The organism is Embleya hyalina (genome assembly GCF_003967355.1).
GTDB classification, from domain to species: Bacteria; Actinomycetota; Actinomycetes; order Streptomycetales; family Streptomycetaceae; genus Embleya; species Embleya hyalina.
Genome location: NZ_BIFH01000067.1, coordinates 13,777 through 33,266 on the forward strand (window position 1 = coordinate 13,777; position 19,490 = coordinate 33,266).

The 19,490-nt window shown below is 71.8% G+C and carries 18 protein-coding genes; 8 read left to right on the forward strand and 10 right to left on the reverse strand.

The window, feature by feature from the left end:
- Nucleotides 1-189 precede the first annotated feature (189 nt).
- Nucleotides 190-1,185, forward strand: coding sequence for an ArsR/SmtB family transcription factor (locus tag EMA17_RS50750; protein WP_126644015.1), 996 nt, complete (start codon nucleotides 190-192; stop codon nucleotides 1,183-1,185).
- A 146-nt stretch (nucleotides 1,186-1,331) separates the two neighbouring features.
- Here EMA17_RS50750 and EMA17_RS50755 read toward each other — a convergent pair whose 3' ends face one another.
- The gene (locus tag EMA17_RS50755) at nucleotides 1,332-3,356 is read right to left on the reverse strand and encodes a WD40/YVTN/BNR-like repeat-containing protein (RefSeq protein WP_126644016.1); all 2,025 of its coding nucleotides are present in this window, start codon (nucleotides 3,354-3,356) and stop codon (nucleotides 1,332-1,334) included.
- A 115-nt stretch (nucleotides 3,357-3,471) separates the two neighbouring features.
- Between EMA17_RS50755 and EMA17_RS50760 the strand changes: the two genes are divergently transcribed.
- The gene (locus EMA17_RS50760) at nucleotides 3,472-4,446 is read left to right on the forward strand and encodes a helix-turn-helix domain-containing protein (RefSeq protein ID WP_126644017.1); all 975 of its coding nucleotides are present in this window, start codon (nucleotides 3,472-3,474) and stop codon (nucleotides 4,444-4,446) included.
- A gap of 50 nt (nucleotides 4,447-4,496) precedes the next feature.
- Here the strand turns inward: EMA17_RS50760 and EMA17_RS50765 are convergent, their stop codons facing one another.
- Complete coding sequence (locus tag EMA17_RS50765) at nucleotides 4,497-5,120, reverse strand: MarR family winged helix-turn-helix transcriptional regulator (protein ID WP_126644018.1); 624 nt, start codon at nucleotides 5,118-5,120, stop codon at nucleotides 4,497-4,499.
- A 155-nt stretch (nucleotides 5,121-5,275) separates the two neighbouring features.
- Between EMA17_RS50765 and EMA17_RS50770 the strand changes: the two genes are divergently transcribed.
- On the forward strand, nucleotides 5,276-5,815 hold the full coding sequence (locus EMA17_RS50770; protein WP_126644019.1) for a carboxymuconolactone decarboxylase family protein: 540 nt from the start codon (nucleotides 5,276-5,278) through the stop codon (nucleotides 5,813-5,815).
- Between the two features lie 185 nt (nucleotides 5,816-6,000).
- Here EMA17_RS50770 and EMA17_RS50775 read toward each other — a convergent pair whose 3' ends face one another.
- A complete protein-coding gene (locus EMA17_RS50775; protein WP_126644020.1) occupies nucleotides 6,001-7,539 on the reverse strand; it encodes an MFS transporter in 1,539 nt (512 codons plus the stop codon).
- 174 nt (nucleotides 7,540-7,713) lie between these two features.
- Nucleotides 7,714-9,126, reverse strand: a complete 1,413-nt coding sequence (locus tag EMA17_RS50780; protein ID WP_126644021.1) for an amidase — start codon at nucleotides 9,124-9,126, stop codon at nucleotides 7,714-7,716.
- Nucleotides 9,127-9,202: 76 nt separating this feature from the next.
- On the opposite strand from EMA17_RS50780, the gene EMA17_RS50785 reads away from it, so the two are divergent.
- Together EMA17_RS50785 and EMA17_RS50790 are read left to right on the forward strand one after the other, a co-directional pair.
- The gene (locus EMA17_RS50785; protein ID WP_126644022.1) at nucleotides 9,203-9,967 is read left to right on the forward strand and encodes a TetR/AcrR family transcriptional regulator; all 765 of its coding nucleotides are present in this window, start codon (nucleotides 9,203-9,205) and stop codon (nucleotides 9,965-9,967) included.
- A complete protein-coding gene (locus tag EMA17_RS50790; protein WP_126644023.1) occupies nucleotides 9,964-10,833 on the forward strand; it encodes an alpha/beta fold hydrolase in 870 nt (289 codons plus the stop codon). The genes EMA17_RS50785 and EMA17_RS50790 overlap by 4 nt, the downstream gene beginning before the upstream one ends.
- Before the next feature lie 105 nt (nucleotides 10,834-10,938).
- On the opposite strand, the gene EMA17_RS50795 is transcribed toward EMA17_RS50790, so the two are convergent.
- From EMA17_RS50795 to EMA17_RS50810, 4 genes are all read right to left on the reverse strand, one after another.
- A complete protein-coding gene (locus EMA17_RS50795) occupies nucleotides 10,939-13,122 on the reverse strand; it encodes an MMPL family transporter (protein ID WP_126644024.1) in 2,184 nt (727 codons plus the stop codon).
- Nucleotides 13,123-13,322: 200 nt separating this feature from the next.
- Nucleotides 13,323-13,988, reverse strand: a complete 666-nt coding sequence (locus tag EMA17_RS50800; RefSeq protein WP_126644025.1) for a response regulator — start codon at nucleotides 13,986-13,988, stop codon at nucleotides 13,323-13,325.
- Nucleotides 13,985-15,211 (reverse strand): sensor histidine kinase, encoded by a 1,227-nt coding sequence (locus EMA17_RS50805; RefSeq protein WP_126644026.1) that lies wholly within the window; start codon nucleotides 15,209-15,211, stop codon nucleotides 13,985-13,987. The genes EMA17_RS50800 and EMA17_RS50805 overlap by 4 nt, the downstream gene beginning before the upstream one ends.
- A 69-nt stretch (nucleotides 15,212-15,280) precedes the next feature.
- Nucleotides 15,281-16,492: an MFS transporter gene (locus EMA17_RS50810; RefSeq protein WP_246127488.1), complete on the reverse strand. Its 1,212-nt coding sequence runs from the start codon at nucleotides 16,490-16,492 to the stop codon at nucleotides 15,281-15,283.
- A 99-nt stretch (nucleotides 16,493-16,591) separates the two neighbouring features.
- On the opposite strand from EMA17_RS50810, the gene EMA17_RS50815 reads away from it, so the two are divergent.
- Both EMA17_RS50815 and EMA17_RS50820 read left to right on the forward strand, forming a co-directional pair.
- The gene (locus EMA17_RS50815; RefSeq protein ID WP_126644027.1) at nucleotides 16,592-17,143 is read left to right on the forward strand and encodes a CGNR zinc finger domain-containing protein; all 552 of its coding nucleotides are present in this window, start codon (nucleotides 16,592-16,594) and stop codon (nucleotides 17,141-17,143) included.
- A gap of 157 nt (nucleotides 17,144-17,300) precedes the next feature.
- The gene (locus tag EMA17_RS50820; protein WP_126644028.1) at nucleotides 17,301-17,579 is read left to right on the forward strand and encodes a hypothetical protein; all 279 of its coding nucleotides are present in this window, start codon (nucleotides 17,301-17,303) and stop codon (nucleotides 17,577-17,579) included.
- A gap of 285 nt (nucleotides 17,580-17,864) precedes the next feature.
- Here the strand turns inward: EMA17_RS50820 and EMA17_RS50825 are convergent, their stop codons facing one another.
- Both EMA17_RS50825 and EMA17_RS55115 read right to left on the reverse strand, forming a co-directional pair.
- Nucleotides 17,865-18,218: a VOC family protein gene (locus EMA17_RS50825; protein WP_218043288.1), complete on the reverse strand. Its 354-nt coding sequence runs from the start codon at nucleotides 18,216-18,218 to the stop codon at nucleotides 17,865-17,867.
- Nucleotides 18,219-18,541: 323 nt separating this feature from the next.
- A complete protein-coding gene (locus tag EMA17_RS55115; protein WP_246127489.1) occupies nucleotides 18,542-18,769 on the reverse strand; it encodes a hypothetical protein in 228 nt (75 codons plus the stop codon).
- Between EMA17_RS55115 and EMA17_RS50830 the strand changes: the two genes are divergently transcribed.
- A partial coding sequence (locus EMA17_RS50830) for a CAP domain-containing protein (protein ID WP_281290644.1) occupies nucleotides 18,681-19,490 on the forward strand: 810 nt, incomplete at its 3' end. The two genes, EMA17_RS55115 and EMA17_RS50830, sit on opposite strands and share 89 nt — an antisense overlap.

Sequence of the window (19,490 nt, forward strand, 5' to 3'; positions counted from 1 at the left end):
GGACGACTGCCTCTCGTGGGTGGGAAGGGTGCGCGACGCGCGATCCGCATCGTGCGAGGTCCGCGGCCGGGACTGCTCCCATCCTCGGTCCGTCCGCCCACCGCACCCGCAACTTTCGAATATCCTCGAAAAGGTCAACGAGCCTGGGGGGAAAGCAAGTTGGTGGGTCGTGTCGTACAGCTGGGAGCGGTGGAACGTCTGCACGTCAGGGTGCACCGCCACCCCGGGGCAACCCTCTTCCCACTCCTCCAGGACGTCTTCGGGCACCGTGTCCACGGGGTCCCCGCGCGGTGGCGCGACGTGGTGCGACGTGCCCTCCCGGCGGGTGCGGCGGCCGTCGTCGGTCCGCTGCTCGCCTCACGACCGGGTTGGATTCCCGATCGCCTCGCACTGGTCCACGACCTCGACGTCCACGACGTGACGACCCTGGAGGAGGAACTGGCATCGGCCGACCCGGCGCTCCTCGCCGAGGAGGTGGCCACGTACCACGCCGCCGGGATCCCGCCGGCGTGGCGGCCCCTGCTGGACGATCCCGCCGGGTTCGTCACCGCCTACCGGTGCCTCGTCGCCGCCGCGTGGGCCGCCTTCGCCCCGCTGTGGCGGGACGCGGACGCGCTCATGGGCAGGGAGACCGAACGTATCGGCCTGGCCGCGGTGACCGGCGGCCTCGACGGGCTGCTCGCGGGACTGGGCGGCCACATCCGATACGAGGAGAACATCCTGAAATTGCCGCACCCCTGCCCGGGACACCTGGGCGAACTCGGCTCCCGACCCCTCGTCCTGATGCCCCTGGCCTCCGGATACACGGCCGGAATGTACGGAGCCGACCGGACCGACGCCCTCTGGATCGCCTACGCCGTCCCCGGGCTCGGCCGCATCACGGGCCACCCCGGACGCCCGGGACACGGCGGCCCGAAGGCCGGTGGCGACGGCCTCTCCCTGGTACTGGGCCCGGTGCGTGCGGAGATCCTGCGCAGCCTGCCCCGCACGCCGACGGTCGGCGAACTCGCCCACCACCTGCAGGTCGGCGTGAGCACGGCGACGTACCACTGCCAACACCTGGAAGCCGCCGGCCTCCTGCGCCGGGAGCGCCACGGCCAACGGGTCCGCCTGCTGCCCACCGACCGCGGCACCGCGCTCACCCACCTCCTCGCGGCACCGGTCCCGCCCCGAAGGACGTACTGACCCGAGCGCACGCGGCCGGCGTCGCCGAGACGGTCGGGCCATACGGTCGCCGCCGGTGGCGGCCGGCGTCGTGCGCTGCCTCCGGATGACACGAACGCGCCACCCCTGCACCGGGGTTCGGGCAGGGGCGGCGCGTTCGGGTCCGGTCACACCGCCAGTCGGTGCACGCTTCCGTAGGTCGTGCCCGCGAACAGCCACCGGCCGTCGGCCGAGACGGTCAGCGACGACACCGACGGTTCCGGCAGGTTCCCGGTGATCGAGCCCCAGGTCCGGCCGCCGTCGGTGCTGCGGAGCACCCCGAGCGCCGGGGAATGGTATTCGTGCGAACCCGCGAACACCGTCGAGCCGTCCGGGGTGAACGCCAGCGAGCTCAGGTAACCGCTCAGGTCGCCGGCCACCTTCGTCAGGTTCTTGCCGTCGTCGGTGGTCACGTACAGCGCGTCCCTGGCGGCGATGAGCGCGTGGCCCGGGGTGCGCGGGTTCAGCGCGATCGCGCTCACCCAGCCGTCGAGGAGCTTGTTCAGGGTGACGCCGCCGTCGGTGGTGCGGAACAGCCCGTCCGGGCCGCCGAGCCAGGCGATGTTCGGGTCGACCGGGTCGACGGCGACGCCGGTGAAGCCCTTCAGGTCGTCGTGCCCGTTCTGGACGAGGGACTCGCCGCCGTCGTCGCTGGTGTAGACGGCCGACGGCGAGTGGGTGGCGATGTACAGCCGCTTCGGGTCACCGGGGCTGACCGCGATGCCGAGGGCCTTGCCCGGTACGGCGGTCTGGGTGATGGTCCACCGCACGCCCGCGTCGGTCGACTTCTCCAGATAGAAGCAGGGTTGATCGGAGGTGCAGGTGTTGCGTACCCGGTACACGGTCGAGGGGTTCGACGGGTCGGTCGCCAGGCCGTCGATCCGGTTGCCGAAGGTGTGCGGCGCGCTGCCGGAGAAGCCCCATTCCTGGTACCCGCGCGGCAGCCGGTTCTTCAGTGGCGCGGACGACTGGTAGGTGCCGGTCATGGTGCCCGCGACGATCGCCGGGCCCGACGTCCCCCGGGCGACGGTCAGCGACAACACCTCGGAGCCGGGCACGCCGATCCGGCGGAAGGACTGGTGGTCGTCGGTGGTGTAGATGCCCGCGCCGGCCGAGATCACGTCCGTGCCGGGCCGGCCGGGGAAGGTGCCGGTGGTCTCGTACAGGTCGATGCGGGCCAGACCCGCCTCGGGGCGCCAGGTACGGCCGTTGTCGCGGCTGCCCCATTGCTGCATCTCGCCGGTGGCTTGATTGACCTGGATGTGCAGCCGACCCGAACCGTCCACGATCGCGCCCAGGACCACCACGTCGGTGCCCCACGGCCCGCGCAGCGCCCGCCAGTGCGCGCCCCGGTCGGTGGAGACCTGCGCGACCTGCAGGTCGCCCCGGGCGACCAGGGTGCCACCGGTACCGGTGAACTGATCGACACCCGCGCCGGTCGAACCGGGACGGGGCAGCTTCACCGGGGTGTGCGCGCCGCGGCGGAGCACCCAGACATCGGCGCCGGACGTGAAGTACAGGTCGCCGCCGGTGAACTTCGGGTTGCGGGCGTCGGTGGGCGAACCGGCCAGCGGCCGCCAGGTGTTGCCGTGGTCGCCGGTGACGTGCACCCCGTCGGCGGCCGTGACGTACAGCCGCGCGCCGCTCGGGTCGAACACGACGCCGCTGACCCGCGCGGGGGTGTCCAGCACCTGGGTGAACGTTTTGCCAGCGTCGGTGCTGCGCAGCACGTACCCGCGCCAGTGCTCCTTCTCCACGCCACCGGCGAACACCACGTCGGGCCGGATCGGGCTGGCCGCGACACCGCCGGCGTCCGTGGCGTCCACGGGCAGTTCGTTGCTCTGCTGCCAGGTGGTGCCCCGGTCGTCGGAGCGGAAGACGACGTTGCCGATCGGGGTCTGCACGTAGGCCCGTTCGGGCCGGGCGGGGGTGAACGCCAGTTTGCCGCCGCTGCCGTTCGGGCCGACCTGCCGCCATTCGTTGCCCCGGGTGGCCAGGGTCGTCGGCGGGTCGACGGGGTCCGCGGGCTCCGCTCCGGCGGGCACCGCGCCGAACGCGCCGAACACGGTGCCGAAGGCCACCGTGGCGATCAGGAGTAGTCGGCGCCGGGACACCTTCGCTGAACTCGACCGTGAATGCTGTGCGTTGAACATTCCGTCTCCCATGGGGCCGGTGGTGTGCCCTTTGTAGTCGCGGCTCCGGACGATCGGCCAGATATCGCCGCCGGCCGGTTGCGGCCGGCGCCGGAATCGGACATGCTCGCTCGCCATGGAAAATGACGAGTTGGTGTTCGGCGCCGTCGGGGTCGCGCCCTTCGACGAGCGGGTCTACCGCACCGTTCTGGCCGGACCGCCGGTCACCGTACGCGACTTGGCGGAGCGCACCGGCTCGGGCGCCGAGCGGCTGCAGTCCGCCCTCGCCCGGCTGCGCGGGCACGGTCTGGTCAGCCGGCTCTCGGGCCGCCCCACCCGGTGGGCGGCCGTCAGCCCCACCGCCGCCCTCGCCGCCCTGGTCCGCAACGCACACGCCGACCTCGGCAGGGTCACCGAGACGGCCGCCGAACTCGAGGCCGTCTACCGCGCGCTCGGCGAGACCGCCCGCCCCGGCGAGGGCGTCGAAGTGCTGACCAGCGCCGACGAACTGGGCCGGTGGTTCGCGCGGCTCCAGCAGGAGGCCACCGAGGAGATCATGAGCCTGGATCGGCCGCCGTACGTCCTCGCCCACGGCAACCCGCTCCAGCACACCCTCCTGGGTCGCGGGGTCCGGTACCGCACGATCTACGCCCCCGAGTCGTTGGAGATACCCGGCAACCTGGACGACGTGGCCGGCCTGTCGCAGGCCGGCGAGGAGGCCCGGGTCCTCGCCGGCCTCCCGCTGAAGATGTCCGTCGCCGATCGCCGGATCGCCCTGCTGCCGCTGCACCTCGACTCGCCCATCACCCGCAGCGTCGTCATCCGGGGCACCACCCTCGTCGACGCCCTGGTCACCCTGTTCGAAGGGCTCTGGACACAGGCCGTCCCACTCACCGCCGCCGGCTCCGAGTCGCGGGGCGACCCGCTCGACGCGGAGGACCGACGGATCCTGAACCTGCTGCTGTCCGGACTCAAGGACGAGACGATCGCCCGGCAACTGGGCACCAGTACCCGGAGCCTGCGGCGGCGAATGCGGGCGATCCTCGACGAGTTGGGCGCGGAGAACCGGTTCCAGGCCGGCGTGCAGGCGGTGCGGCGCGGCTGGGTGTAGGAACGCTCACGGCCGTCGGGCCGTCCCCGATCCCGAGTGCTTCCGGCCGCTCACCGGGCCTCCCCCCGTCCGGCGTCCGCCGGTTCGTGGTCCGCGCAGTCCACCCGTAGCTCGCCCGGCCCGAACGGTGCGTCGACGAACGCGCAGTGGTGGGGCCGGTCCGGGTCGCGCGGGTGCGCGTCCGGTCGGAAGAAGCGACAGGTGACGCACGTACGCGAGACCGGGATCGCGTCGTGTTCCTGCAACACCTTGATCATCGCGGTGGTTCCGCGCAACATCGCCGCGACGTCGGCGTCCGGCAGCGCGTCGAGGGCCTCGCGCAGCGGCGCGGGAATGACGCTCAGCCGATCCGCCTCCGCCCGACCCGCGTCCGTCAGCGTCAGCGTCACCGCGCGCGTGTCGACCGGATCGCGCCGCCGATCGACGAGGCCCTTCGTGGTGAGCGCGCGCATGGCGTCGCTGACCGTCGGCGGCGTGGAGGCGAGCGCCTTGACGATCTCGCCCTGCCTGCGCGACCGGGCGTCCGCGGCCAGGTACAGCAGGATGTCGGCCTGCAACGGACTGAGCTTCGCCGGACCGCCGTTGTGCCAGGCGGTCAGGCGCACCGCCTGCCCGAGGCGGGTCAGGCCGAGCAGCAGGTGCTCGGTGGGCGAGAGCCCCGGTGATCCGTCCATCGGCGTGCCGCCTCCCTTTCGATTCTTCTTCGCGTTCCGGATCGCCCCGTCTCTTGCATTCTAGGGAGTGCCAACTATATTTGGCACTGCCAACAGTCCTTCGGCGCACACCGCCGGGGGTCCGGTTTCGCGTACCCAATCGAGGAGTTCCCGTCATGGCCCGTTTGTCCACGGTCGATCCCGCCACCGCCGCCCCCGATGCCCGCCGCCTGCTCGCGAAGGTGGAGAGCGCCCTCGGCGCGACGCCGAACATGATGCGGGCGATGGCCGTATCACCCGCCGTCCTCGACGGTTACCTCTCCTTCGGTGGCGCACTCGCCAAGGGGTCGCTGTCGGGCGCGCTGCGCGAGCAGATCGCGCTGGTCTCGGCCGCCGAGAACGCGTGCGAGTACTGCTACGCCGCGCACCACGTACTCGGCGCCCGCGCCGGGGTGAGCGACGAGGACCTGGCGTCGGGCGGCCACGCCGAGGCGTCCGACCCGAAGGTCGCCGCGGCACTGCGCTTCGCGCGGGCGGTGTTGCGCACGAAGGGCTTCGTGTCCGACACCGAACTCGCCGACGTACGCGCGGCGGGTTACGACGACGGCCAGATCGGCGAGATCATCGGCGCGGTCGCGCTCAACGTGTTCACCAACTACTTCAACTCGGTCGGCCGCACGGAGGTCGACTTCCCGCTCGTCGCACTGCCCGCGTAGTCCCCGACCTCGGCCGCGGACCCGGCCCTCGACCCCATCCCCTCGTCGAGGGCCGCACCGCTCTGGTCGGACGACCACCGGTATAGCGTCCCCACCCGAAGCCACGCCGGGACGGCCCCCACGACCGGGGGCCGTCCCTCGTGAAGACCCACCCGCGACCCACGGTCCGGGACGGGCGCGGCGCGCTACGCCGGTGGGCCGTCCGGGAGCGAGGACGGGGCAGCGGCGGGCACCCGTACCCGCGCTCGGGCCGGCCGCCCCGGGGAGTCGCGGGGGAAGGCGAACACGAGGCCGACGGCGGCCACCGCGATGGCCATGGCGGTCAGATATGCGATCCGGAAGCCGTCGTCGGAGGGCGGTCCGCCCGGAACGAGTATCGGGTTGTGGGTCATGATCAGCGCGGCCACCTGGGTCCCGGCCGCCCCGCCGAGCGCCCGGGCGACGGTGATCAGGGCGGTCGCGACACCGACCTGCTCGGGCACCACGGCCGAAGCCCCGACGACGAAGATCGCCGTCGAGCCGGCCGCCGCGCCGATCCCGGTCAGCACCAGCCCGCACACGATCTGCCAAGGCTCGTGGTGGTAGGCCAGGACCAGCGCGCCGGCGGCGAGCGACAACATGCCCACACCGGCGACGACCCGGCTGCCCACCCGTCGGGCCGCGAGGCCGGCGAGCGATGCGCTCAGCACCGCCGCGGCCAGAGCCGCGCAGAGGTAGTAGCCGATCTCGGAGGCATCCGCACCGAGCCCCAGGCCCGTGGCCTTCGGCAGGGCCAGCAGTTGCGGCACGAGGTACACGACCATGCTGTAGACCCAGCCCTGCGCCACGCCGACGCTCACCGGGCCCCGGATACCGCGCCCGCGGAGCAGCGCCGGTGCCACCATCGCACGCTCGACCCGGTTCTCCACGTACACCCATCCGACCAGGACCACGACCGACGACGCCACCAGGGCCAGGCTCGTCGCGGCACCCCAGCCGTCCTTGGGCGCCCGGTCGAGCCAGACGAACAGCAGCGCCAGGCCGACGGCGAGGGTCGCCGCACCGGGCCAGTCGACCCGGGGCGGGCCCGCCTTCCCGTCCGGCCGCGGCTTCCCGCCCGGCCTCGCCCCCTCGGGCACCGGCGTCGCCAGTCCGGCGGCGGTCAGGTGGAACAGCAGGCCGGCCGCCGCCGCGCACAGGGTCGGGAGGGCGTACATCCAGGCCCGGGACAGCGAATTCGCGATCGGTCCGGCGAACAGCACGCCCGCGCAGTTGCCCGCCGTGATCGCCGCCATGAACATGCCCATCGACGCCTTCAACCGATCGGGCCCGTACACCGAACGCAGCACCACGAAGCCGATCGGGATGACTCCCGTACCGGTACCCATCAGGATCTGGCCGATCAGGAACATCGTGTAGGAGTGCGCCGCGGCCGATACGAGGCCACCGCAGGTGACCAGGAACAGCACGCCCGCCATGGTCCGGCGCGGACCGTGGATGTCGGCGAGGCTGCCGGCCAGGGGAGTCGAGACCGCGGCGCTGACGGTCAGCGCGACCGCCCACGTCGCGGCCTTGGCGGGCTTGATGTCCAGATCGTTCTGCAACATCGGCAACGCGGGGAGGATCAGGCTCTCCAGCGCCGCGACGGCCAGCGCCGTGCCGGCCAGCGCGAGGAACAGGAGGGTGACGCGTCTTCCGGACGGGGTGTCACCCGTTTCGGAGGAGGCGGTGGCGGAGCGTGTCATTGGGTGCGTCTCATTTCTCTTCCTTCGCCGTGCCGAACGGAATCCGCATGCAATCCGAATGGAATCCGGGCGCGTATTCGGATATGCCGAATCGACCCGCGTGGTCGCGCGGGCGGATGGGGCCGAGGGCCCGGGGTCGTCTCGGATTATCGGGAGTCCCGTGTCATATCCGATTCAGATGTTCGGGTAGCGCTCCACCCACGGGGCGGCCTCTTCGACTTCCGCCGCCAGCCGCAACAGGATGTCGTCCCGTCCCCACCCCGCGGTGAACATCACGCCGATCGGCATACCTCGCGCGCTCCACTCCACGGGCAGGCTGAGGGCCGGGAAGCCGGTCGCGTTGGCGAGCACGGTGTTTCCGGTGAAGGCCGTCATCGCGGCGAGTTCGCCCGCCGGGTCGGCGTCGTCGCGCAGTTCGCCGAGGGTCTGTGACGGGCGGGTGATCGTCGGGGTGATCACGATGTCCACGTCGGCGTGATCGAGCGTCCACGCGCGGGCGCGCGCCTGCAACGTGCCCAGCGCTACGGCCAGTTCGGCCGCGGTGGTCCCGGTCGCGAGCTCGCGCAGATGCCGGACGATCGGGCGGAGCAGGGGCTCCGCGCCCGGCGGCAGCGGAAGGCCGCCGACGAGGGACGCGAAGGCCAGGGTGAACGACTCGGTGAACAGCGGGTCCTCGGCCTGGTCGCGACGTACCACGGTGTGTCCGAGGGATTCGAGCAGCAGCCCGGCACGGGTGGTCGCCTCCGCCGACTCGGCGGCCATCGGGCCACCGGAGATCGACCCGTGCGCGACCGCGATCCGCAGGCGTGGCAGCGGCCCGTCGCAGGCCGCGCGGTAGCCGCCCGCCGAAGGCGCCGGGGGATGCACGGTGTTCGCGCCGGGCCGCGAGGCCAGGACGTCCAGGAGCGCGGCCGTGTCGCGTACGGTCCTGGCCAGTGGTCCGCGCGCCGACAGGCCCATGTTGTCGCCGCGATCGGGGCCGGTGGTGATCAGGCCCCGGCTCGGCTTGAGGCCGATCACTCCGCAGACGCTGGCCGGGGACCGCAACGACCCGGCGGTGTCGCTGCCCTGCGCGAACGGCAGCAGTCGTGCGCCGACCGACGCCGCGGCGCCGCCGCTGCTGCCGGCGGCGCCGCACGCGAGGTCGAACGGGCTGCGCGCGGGTGGGGCGACGTCGGGCTCGGTATAGCAGGCCGCGCCGAACTCGGGCACCGTGGTCTTGCCGATGTCGATGAGGCCGCCGGCCCGCAGGATGGTGACGATTTCGCCGTCGGTGTCGGGGATCCAGTCCCGGAACACCCTGCTGCCCAGGGTGGTGCGAATTCCGCGCGTCTCCTCGAGGTCCTTGATGCCGATGGGCACTCCGAAGAGCGCGGGCAGCGGCTCGTCGCGCCGGTCGCGCAGGGTTCGTTCGGCTCGGCGTGCCGATTCCCTGGCGTGTGTGTCGGCGATCGTGGTGAATGCCCCGACCGTGTCGGCCTCGGCGGCGCGCCGGAGGAAATGATCCACGACGTCCACCGGGGAGGTTTCTCCGGAGGCGATGACGGAACCGAGGTCGAGGGCCGAAAGTTCGTGCAATTCAGACATGCGCAGTACACCTCGCTTGGCGTTTCGTTACGCGTATTGTTAGGGTGTCGTCATGGAATCGTCAATGCCGGGTTCAATGAGTGCAGCAGGCGCGTCCGGTGCACCGGATGGTTCAGCGGGAGACGCGGCGAGTGGTTCGGCCGGGGGCGCGGCGGGAGGCGCGGCGAGTGGTTCGGCGGGTGGCGCACCGGAGGCGGCGAAGCCGGGTCGGCCCAAGGCCGTATCGCTCGAGGCGATCCTGAGCGCCGCGACCGAGATCGCCGACGACCGCGGACTGGACGCCGTGTCGTTTCGCGTGTTGGGTGACCGACTGGGCGTGTCGCCCATGGCGATCCATCGCACGACCGGCGGCATCGAGGCCCTGCGCCACACGATGGTCTCGGAGGTCGTCGGCCGGGTGACCCGATCGATCGTGTGGCCGGACGACTGGCAGGGCATCGTCCGGGTCTTCGCCGACGAACTGCGCGCGTTGTTGATGCGCCACCCGCTGGTCCTGGAGGCACACCGCAGGGCCGCCCTCGACGCACCGGGCGCCGACGCCGTCGCACACCGCGTCGCGGGCGCGTTGCGTACGGCGGGACTGGACGACGAGCGCGCCGCGTACGCGTACGCGACCGTGCACGACTTCGTCACCGGGCATGTCGCGATCCGGCTCGGTCGCGGCGAACTCGAACACTACGACGCGTCGCCCGAGCGGCAGGCGGTGTCGGTCTTCGCCCGGTACCACGACTACGCCGAACGTTTCCGGCAGGGCCTCGAACTCCTGATCACCGGAATCGAGTCCACGATCGGCGAGGAACGGCCGGCGGGCACGGCGGGACACCCGCGGGGGCGGGCGTGACCACATCCACACCGCCGACCCGATTCGCCCCGGCGCCGGGCGGGCGACGCATCGCCTACTGCGTCTACGGCGACCCCACCGGCGTCCCCGCGATCGTCGCGCACGGTACGCCGGGCAGCCGCTTCCAGGCCCACCCGCTCGACGCCTCGGCGGCCGCGGCCGGAGTCCGGTTGATCTGCCCCGACCGGCCGGGCTTCGGGGAGACCGACCCCGTCGACATCGACGATTTCCACGCGTGGGACGGCGACTTCACCGCCCTGCTCGACGCGCTCGAACTCGACAGGGCGTCGCTGATCGGCATCTCGGGCGGCGCCGGTTACGCGCTCGCCGTCGCGCAGCGCGTGCCCGACCGGGTCGAACGCCTGGTCGTGGCCTGCGGAATGGTCCCGGGTGCCCCCGCCTCCGCGACCCGGGGCCGGCTCCCCGTGGTGACCCTCGCCTACTGGCTGGCCCGGCGCGCGCCGGGCCTGTTGGGCGTACTCCTCACCCGGCGGACCTCGGCCCCGACGGATCCGGCGAAACCACCGAACGGGTTGCCGGAGTCCGACCGTCTCGTCCTGAACGACCCGGCGACCCGCGCGTCGACGGCGCGCGACGCCGAGGCGGCGCTGTGCCAGGGGCCCCGAGCGGCCGTCGCCGACATGCGCCGCTACCACCGGGCGCTGCCCGACCCGCTCGGCACGCTCGTCGCACCGACCACGATCGTGCACGGCGATCTCGACGCGAACGTGCCGGTGGGCGTGGCGCGTTGGCTCCACGGACGGCTCCCGGAGGCCGAACTCCGCATACTCCCCGAGGCCGGCCACCTCTTCGCCTTCACCGACCCCACCCCCCTGTGGCACGCCCTCCTGGATCGACGCCACTGACGCCGCCCCGTCGACCGCACGTCGTACGCGTGCGGCGGTGGCGGTGAAGGATGTGGGTCCTTCACCGCCACCGCCGGCCGATCGGTGGGCTCGACGCCTCGCGGGTCAGTCGTGTTCGAGGGCGATCCGCGGCAGTGCGCGGTCGAGCCGGCGCGGGAGCCACCACGCCCGGGCGCCGAACAGCCGCATCACGGCGGGCACGATCAGGCAGCGGATCACCAGCGCGTCCAGCAGGATCGCGACCGCCAGACCGAGGCCGAACTGCTGCAGCATGCGGTCCTCGCTCAGCACGAAGGCACCGAACACCACGATCATGATGGCCGCCGCCGCGGTGATCACCTTGCCCGTGGTCGCCAGGCCCTCGCGCACCGCGTGACCGGCGTCCCGGGTGCGCCGCCACTCCTCGTGCACCCGGGCGAGCAGGAAGACCTCGTAGTCCATCGAGAGCCCGAACACGATCGCGAAGATCATCACCGGGATGAACGCCTCGATCGGACCCTCCTGCACACCGAACAGGCCGTATTGGAACACCAGCGTGATCACGCCCATCGCCGCACCGATGCTGAGCAGGTTGAGCAGCGCGGCCTTCAGCGGCACCAGGATCGATCGGAAGACCAGCAGGAGCAGCACGAACGACAGACCCACCACGATCACCACGAACAGCGGCAGTCGATCGGCGACCTTGGCCGCGAAGTCCTCGACGGCGGCGGTTCCGCCGCCGACCAGGACGGTGGCGCCGGTGCCGCGTTCCACGCCCGGCATGACGTCCTCGCGCAGGTGCTCGACCAGCCTGGTGGTCGCCTCGTCCTGGGGCGCGGACGTCGGGTAGGCGATCACCGTGGACACCCGCGGGTCGCGGGACGGCAGGATCGGACTCACCGCGGCGATCCCGGGCGTGCCCTCCAACGTGCCCCTGGTCCGCTCCGCCGCACCGGCGTCACCCTCGACGACCACGAACAGCGGTCCGTTGAAGCCGGGCCCGAACCCGTCCGCGAGCAGGTCGTACGCCTGCCGACTGGTCTTGGCCGCCGCGTCGTTGCCGGCGTCGGCGAAGCCGAGGCGCATGTCGACCGCGGGTGCGGCCAAGCCGACCAGCGCGACGACCGGGACGATCAGCGCGAGCCATGGACGGCGCTGCACCCGGGCGGCCCAGGAACGCCACCGGGTGCCCTCGACGGTCTTGCTCTTGGCCGCGCGGCGCTCGACGTTGCGCCGGATGCGCTTGCCGAACAGTCCGAGCAGCGCGGGGAGCAGGGTCAGCGACGCGAGCATGGTCATCAGTACGGTCAGCGCGACCGCGAGCGCCACGCCGCGCAGCGATCCCAGGCCCAGCGTGACCAGACCGAGGAGAGCGATGATCACCGTGCAGGCGGCGAAGAACACGGTGCGCCCCGCGGTGTCGAGGGCGCGCCGGGTCGCCTGTTCGGTGTCCGCGCCGCGCAGCAGTTCGGCGCGGTAGCGGGAGAAGATGAGCAGTGCGTAGTCCACCCCGACGCCCAGGCCCACCAGCATCATCACCGGCGGCGTGAAGTCGGCGATGTCGGCCACGTGGGAGGCGAGCACGACCAGGCCCAGGGTGCTGCCCACCGCGAAGACGGCGGTCAACAGCGGTACGGCGGCGGCCACGAGCGAACCGAACAGGAACACCAGGACGACCAGCGCGCCGATCATGCCCGCGCCCTCGGCCGCACCGCCGCCGCTCTCCTGGGCGCCGCGGATCTGGTCGCCGCCGAGTTCGACCCGCAGCGTCGCCTCGCTCGTCTCGGCGGCCTGCGCGGTGTCGATGATCCGGGTCACCGCGTCCTTGGGCACGTCGGTGCCGACGCCGTCCAGGGTGACCGTGGCGTACGCGGTCAGCCCGTCGCGCGAGACGGCGTTCGCGTCGTCGTACGGGCTGCGTACCTCGGCCACGTGCGGGAGTTCGCGCACCGCGCCGAGCATGCGCTCGACCCGCTCCCGGGTGGCGGGCGCCGACACCGGCGCCTTGTCGTGCAGGACGATCTGCACGCTGTCGCCGGCCTGGGTGGCGCCGTGCCGCTTCAGCGTGTCGGCGGCCTGCTGCGACTCGGTGCCCGGGAGCGAGAAGTCGTTGTGGAAGTCGCTGCCGATCGCCATCGCGATGCCGCTGACCGCGATCAGCACCGCGACCCATGTCAGCAGGGCCGCCTTGCGACGCCGGTGCGCCCAACTCGCGATGCGCTCGAACACGCTCGGGTGGTCGGCGCGTGCCGGTGTCGGCGCGCCGGGGTCGACGCCGGGCGGGGGGTAGGAAACCGGGGTCTCGGGCATTGCTTCCTCGATCCGCGTGCGGGGCTTGGGGACGTGGTGTTTCTTGTCCACAAGCCTCGCGGCGGGGCGGGCGCCGGGCGTCCTGCGCAGGCACGGTACGGCCGGACGCCCCCGGTGGGCCCGTCGCGGCGGCGGATACCCCCACGGTTGCGTCCGGTCTACACCCACGGTTGTGGGTCGTCGCCGACCGGAGATCCGGGTCAGCCCGGCCGGCCGGGGGTGACCATCCCCGACTCGTAGGCCAACACCACGAGTTGGGCCCGGTCGCGGACCGCGGCCTTGGTCATGATCCGGCTCACGTGCGTCTTGGCCGTCGCGGGGCTCAGCACCAGCCGGGCCGCGATCTCGTCGTTGGACAACCCGGCCGCGACCAGGGCCATCACCTCACGTTCGCGATCGGTCAACGCCTGGACCCGGGGGTCCGGTTCCGGCGGCGCGACCCGGCCGGCGAACTCGGCGATGAGTCGACGGGTGATCGTCGGCGAGATCAGCGCGTCGCCGCGGGCGACCACCCGTACGCCGTGGATCAGTTCCATCGGTTCGGTGTCCTTGACCAGGAAGCCGCTCGCGCCCGCGCGCAGCGCGCCGTAGACGTATTCGTCCAGGTCGAACGTGGTCAGGATGACCACCCGCACCTCCGCGAGGAGTTCGTCGGCGATGATCCGTCGGGCCGCCTCCAGGCCGTCCAGTCGCGGCATCCGGATGTCCATCAACACGACGTCGGGCCGCAGTTCGCCCGCGAGCGCCACCGCCTCCGTGCCGTCGACGGCCTCGCCGACCACGGTGATGTCGTCCTCGTTGTCCAGGATCCAGCGCAGGCCGGCCCGGACCAGCGCCTGGTCGTCCGCGAGCAACACCCGGATCACGCGGCGCCCTCCCGGCGCAGCGGCAGCGTGGCGCTGACCCGGTATCCGCCGCCCGGCCGCGCGCCCGCCTCGAACTCGCCGCCCAACGCCCGGGCCCGTTCGCCCATGCCCGCGACCCCGCTTCCGCCGCCCGGTCCGCCGGCCGCGCCGTCGGTGTCCCCCGGACGCGGCGCGTCGCGGCCGTCCCCGGTACCCCTTGCGCCGGCCCGCCCGTCGTCGTCGATCCGCACTCGTACCCGCCTCTCCTCGAACTCGATCCGTACCACGGCCGACGCCGCCCCCGAGTGCCGGGTCACGTTCGTCAGCGCCTCCTGCACGATCCGGTACGCGGCCAGATCCACCGCCGGCGACAAGGGCCGCGAGCCGCCGGGTAGTTCCAGGCGTACGTCGATACCCGCCCGAGCCATGTGCGCGATCAGCTCGTCGAGCGCGGCCAGGCCGGATGCGGGCGCCGTCGGCGCCTCCTCGTCCACCTGCCGCAACACGCCCAGTGTCTCGCGCAGTTCGCGCAGCGCGTCGCGGCTGGTCCGCTTGATCGCGTCGAGCGCCTGCTCGGCGCGATCCGGGGCACGCGCGAAACCGTGCAACGCGGCCCCGGACTGCACGTTGATCAGTGACAGGTGGTGGCCCAGCACGTCATGCAACTCCCTCGCGATGCGCAGCCGTTCCTCCACCGCGCGGCGCCGGGCCTCCGCCTCCAGGGTGTGCTCCGCCTCCTCCGCGCGGCGATGCGCCTCGGCCAGGTACGCGTTGCGGTTGTGCAGCATCCCGCCGATCGCGATCACCGCGACGATCCAGCCGTACATCAGGAACAGCGCGGCGTCCGCGAGATGGTTCTCACCGCTGCGCTGTTCGGCGACGCCGACGGCGGTGGCGAAACCGGCGCCGACGACCATGGCGATCACCAGACGTCCGCGCGCCGCCGCACTGTACAGGGCCACGGCGAAGGTCACGAACAGCGGTCCGTCCGCCACCACGAACGGGTAGTACACCGCCGACGCCAGCAGGGTCAGCAGCAGCACCGTGACGGGGTACTCCCGCCGGACGAACAGCGCGGCGCACGCGGCGAAGACGGGCACCAGGCCCAGCGCGTCCGAACCGTCCATCGGCACCATGTCCACGATCGTGAACGCCACCACGAGCACGCCGACGACCGCCGTGCCCACTGCCCCGGCGTCCGGACCGCGCGGCACCCACGCGGGTATTCGCGTAAGACTCCCCATGATCGGCAGCATAGGGCCGCCCCACACACGAGGAGGTGGCGCGTGAGGAGAGGGGCATCGCGGCCGCCGCTACGCGGTGTCGGGCTCTCTGCGGCGGGTCGGCTTCGGGGGGTTGTGGAGGGCGGAGGGTCGCGGTGTCGTGCGGAGGTGTGCGGCGGCGAGGAGCAGGCAGAGGGCGGCCATCGTGGACCACAGTGTGGTCGTTCCCGTGCGGGCGAGTAGTTGGGTACCGCATACGGGGGCGAGGGTCGCGGCGATGCCCCAACTGGTCCCGAAGACGGCCAGGTACCGGCCGCTTCCGGTCGGTGGGGCCAGGTCGGTGACGAGCGCGTAGACGCGGCCCATGATCAGCAGGTCACCGACACTGCCCACCGCCGCCGAGACGAGCAGGGCCGGCAGGGTGTGGGCGACGGCGAAGCCGATCAGCCCCGCGGCCAGGAGGACATGGGCGAGGGCGAGCGCGGCGGGCGTCGTGAGCCGGGTCGTCCACGACAGCCGGATCAGCGGTTGGGCGAGCACGGTGGTGGCCGCCGTCACGGTGAACACCAGCCCGGCGTCGGCGGCGGGCAGGCCCTGTCGCGGGAGCGCGAGCGGGAGGATGGTCACCGTCTGCTGGTGGATCAGGGCGTAGGCGGTGCCGGTGGCCAGGACCGTCAGCAGGGCCCGGTCCCGCAGCGGTCGTACGGCGGTGTCCTCCCGGTCCGCCGCGGGCGGTGTCGGACGGTCGCGGGGAAGGGCCAATCGGATCAGCAACGCGCAGCCCAGGCACGTCGCGGCGTCGGCAACGAAGAGCCATCGCAGATCCCGGTGTCCGAGGAGGGCGGCGAGCAGTCCGGCGCCCATGCCGCCCGCCGCGAGCGCGGCGCCGAACAGGCTGAACGCGCGCACCCGTTGCCGCTCCGGCACGGACTCGCCGATGATCGCCTGGCTCGGCGGTTCGTACAGCTCGAAGGCCAACCCGAGCAACACCGCCCAGACGACGGCCCAGGTCAGGGAGGAGGAGAGCGCGAGCGCGAGCTGCGCCACCGCGCAGCCGCAGAGCCCGAGCACGATGGTCGTACGCCGACCGACGCGGTCGGCGAGTGCTCCCCCCATCAGCCGCGAGGGGATCGTCGCGAGTCCGAAGGCGGCGCCGACCAGTCCGGCGGTGGTCACGCTCGTGTCGTGGTCGGCGCTGACCAGCGCGGTGAGAAAGGGCAGCGAGAAGGCTCCGAGCCGGTTGACGACCCGAGCGAGCAGCAGGAGGCGGACGGTGCGCGGCAGAGGTTCGACGGGTGGCACGGCGCCACACCCCTTCAGTCACTGGTCAATCGTCTATTGTCAGTGACGCAGACCGTAGGCGACCGAAAGGTAACTGGTCAAGTGCTGTTCGACAGTCACATGCGTACCCTGCTCGATGCCTCGGTGGCGCTCGTCAACGCGTTGACCGACGGCCAGGCCCGCGGCCGTCACTACCTCGCCCCCGAAGGCGCCGAACGGGTCGGAGCGGTCCGAGCGGCACTCTCCGCCGGGGCGGACCTGGGACCCGACGAGGCCGACCGACTGGCCGACACCGCGCGCGCCCTGCGAGCGGTATTCGAAGCCGCCGCCGCCGACCGCCTCGACGACGCGGCTCGCGTCCTCAACACGCTGCTCCTGGAGACCGGCGCCCGCCCCCAGCTCGACCGGGCTCCCGGCGAGCCGTGGCAGGTGCACTTCCACGGCGCCGACGACTCCTACGCCATCGGCTGGAGCGCCGGCTGCGCCACCGGCCTCGCCATGGCCCTCGGCGGCGACTACGCCGGACGCCTCGGCCTGTGCGGAGCCCCGCGCTGCGACCGGGTCTACGTGGACACATCCCGCAACGCCGGCCGCCAGTTCTGCTCCACGGCCTGCCAAAACCGAGTCAAAGCAGCAACCTTCCGCGCCCGCCACACAACCACCCCCACCTGACCCCAATCCCGTTGCCAACGCAGTCGGCAGCCGGAGCCGCGGTCTCCAAAGGGCATTCATACAGATGTGACGCAGGTCACATTCTCTGCGTCATACCAAAAGCCGTCACCGACCGTGTACGGGATGTCCGCACATCGTGCTTCGAAGGGACATCGTCATGCGTCTCCGCAACTTCGTACTCGGTCTCGCCACCGGTGGCGCCATCCTCACCGGCACCGTGCTGGGGGCGGCTCCCGCCCAGGCCGCACCCGCGACGGTCGCCTGCACCCATCCGTGCCACCCGCCGACCAGCCCCGGCTACACCTACATCACCGACTACTACTGGGCCAGTGCGTGCAACGACACCGGCAACCAGGGGATCAACGCCCATCGCTGGTCGAGCTACCAGTGCACCGGCGGGGGCCAGTTCGAGAATTACGAGCTGTGGGTGAAGTAGCCCTCGACTCCGTCGGGCGGCGCCGCCGAGAGCCCACGATCCCGGGCCGGACCGGGCCGGGCCACCGCCGCCCGGATGTCGTCCCCGCCGCCGCCACAGGCGGCGGGGACGACACCGGGGTCCCGGTGCGGTCGACACCGCCGGCGGCGCCGCACGGCGACGGCCGACACGAACCCGGCGGCACCGGCCCGCTCGGGTGCACCGCGCCACCGACATCCGGCTTCCGTGTCGATTCCGTCCGTGTTGCTGCGGGCGTCGGGGCCCGGACTGCTGCCCGGCCTACGCTCAGCTCTTCCGCTCACTCAGGACACAGAACTCGTTGCCCTCCGGGTCGAGGAGGGTCACCCAGTGCTGCTCGTCCCCCACGGTGTCGGCGCGTCGGGCACCGAGGGAGAGCAACCGGGCGACCTCGGCCTCCTGGTCGTCGGGGCGGAAGTCGGGGTGGAGCCGGTTTTTCGACGTCTTGCCCTCGGGGACAGGCACGAAGAGGAGCCCCGGCATCCGATCCGGCGCAGGCCGGATCTCGATGATCTCCTCGGACTCGTCGACCACTACCCAGCCGAGAGCCTCGGCCCACCAGCGCCCGAGAGCGACGGGGTCGGCGGAGTCGACGATGATCTGTTCCCATTCCAGTGCCATGGGCCTGAGCATAGACAGGACCGGCGGCCCACCTGCGCCTCCGTCGAGGGGCGGGCGACCCCGGAGGCACGCAGTTCCCGCGCGAGCGTGGCGGCCCCCGATGAACCACGACCGAGCGCCGCACAGCGCCACGCTTCGCCATTTCGCTGGGAGCTACTAGCGCAGTACCACTCCGACCGCAACCGCAATCGGCTAATTCACCCGAGCGGAGCAATTGGGCGATCGCCCGGCAAGCGGATATAAGCCGAATGGGTGACGATAATCTCATCGTCCGATGCGCGACGAATCGCGTTCGGCGCACACCTGTAATCTCCACGCCGAGTTCAGCCGATGTCGATCGACGCGGGGTCCGGCAGGTGTGGCGCGCCGACTTTCCTACCTTCGATGAAATATGCGTCGAGGTGCACGATGAAACCGAACCCTTTCGCAACGGCAGCTGCGATCGTCTGCAGCCTCGTCATGATGAGCCCGACGTGGCCTGCCGCCGCGCATGTGCGCGCTGTTTCGGCATCTGCTTCCCACGAAAAATCGCCCATCTGTGCTTCGTCCAACGTTCCTCCCGGCACCGGCTCACGGATAAGCTCCGCCGATGCGGCCAATATCGTTGCCGCTCATAACGCCGCACGCCGAGAGGCCATTCAAAGGTACAACCCCGGCCTTCCCTTGGTTTCTCTCACGTGGAACCCGAAGCTCGCCTGTGACGCGCAGGCCTGGGCCGATGATCCCGAATCCAGCAAAAACAATATGGGAAACCACAGCAGCCGTGTCAACAATGGCAACGAGGGCGAAAACATCTACAGGGGTGCCCCTGTGCCGGCACGCCCGATGACAGCGATGGACAGTTGGATGGCCGAGAAGCCTAAATTTGACGCCGACAACAATAGCTTGATCCAAGAGAAGCCTCCCGACGGAACCAATTACCTTGCCTGGGGGCATTACTCCCAGATCGTGTGGATGTCCCCCGCATCATCCACCACCGCAGTCGGGTGCGGCGTGAAAGAGGGCGTGCTCGTGTCGGGCAATACCGGGTGGATCATGGTGTGTCGGTACACCGCCGCAGGCAACATCGCGGGGGAACGGGCCATCCCGTCAGGCGGCGGCCCGGTTGCACCGCCCGCCGATATCGCCGGGGAGCCCGCGCAGCCTGCCACGCTGGTGTGGCCGAACCAGCAGCACGTGTTCTACCGAAGCGCGAACGGCGCCATCAAACACCGCTTCTGGGACGCCACCCGCAGCCAGGTCTTCGCCGACGACTGGACGGAGAAGGCACAT